The 1,045-nt window shown below is 31.2% G+C and carries 1 protein-coding gene and 1 pseudogene; both read right to left on the minus strand.

What is annotated here, in order from left to right; genetic code table 11:
* On the minus strand, nt 1-514 hold a 514-nt coding region (locus IC214_RS20105), incomplete at its 3' end, for a M20/M25/M40 family metallo-hydrolase (protein ID WP_227845147.1).
* Nucleotides 515-636: 122 nt separating this feature from the next.
* Nucleotides 637-1,045, minus strand: a pseudogene (locus tag IC214_RS20110) (diaminopropionate ammonia-lyase); the annotation flags it as partial.

Consider the following 1,045-nt stretch of genomic DNA (forward strand, 5'->3'; position numbering starts at 1 on the left):
TCTTTAAGTTTAGTTCTGAAGATTCTCCGATTACAACATAATCAGGTTTAACAGCTTTACTTATTTCTCTAGCTGAAACTCCTTCAAATATTTCTTCATGAACAACTCCTGCTACATATAATTCACCTTCGAAGTCTTTATTAGTATCTTCTGCAAAGTATGAAACAGCCGCCATCATAGCACTTACTTGACCCTTCATATCAGAAGTTCCTCTACCATATATTTTTCCATCTACTATTCTTGCTTCAAAAGGAGGAACACTCCACTTACTTGCATCTGGAACTGGAACTGTATCTATATGCCCATCAAATAATATTTTTTTCCCTGGTTTGTTTCCTTTTATGCATCCTATTATATTTCCATATCTATCTCTTGACCAGCTGTCAAAACCTAGCATAGCAAAATTTTCTTCAATTGCCTTTACTACATTTTCTTCTTGACCTGAATAACTAGCATTTCTTATTAAATCTTGGCATACTTCAGTTAATTGTTTTTTTCTTATTTCATTTAACATTTTGATATTCCCCCATATAATTTTTAATTTATTGATGCTTCACTTTATTTATTGTTATTTTACTTATTTACTTATTAATATTTCACTTATTAAACATTTATTTATTTTTTATTTTAAATTTTTTATTTACTTTGGTATTCTCCATTCCAAACTATATCTTTATATTTGTCTGGGTCAGTGTCTCCTTCTGTACTTATTAATAATACTTTAGAGTTTTCATCTAGTTTTAAAGCCTCTCTTAAATCTTTTAAATCTTCACTTTCAAGTATTGAAACTAATGCTCCAGTTGTAACTGCTCCAGATTCTCCAGAGATTACTTTTTCATCTCCTCTTAGAGGATTTCCTAAAACTCTCATACCTTTAGCAGAAACCCAGTCTGGTGCTGAAACGAATGCTGATGAATAATTTTTTAATACTTCAAATCCTATAGTATTTGGTTCTCCACAAGCAAGACCTGCCATTATAGTTGGCATATCTCCACCTACAAATCTTGGTTTTCCATCTCCTGCTTCTGCTGATTTATAGTAACAA

This window comes from Clostridioides sp. ES-S-0190-01 (assembly GCF_020658275.1).
Lineage (GTDB): Bacteria > Bacillota > Clostridia > Peptostreptococcales > Peptostreptococcaceae > Clostridioides.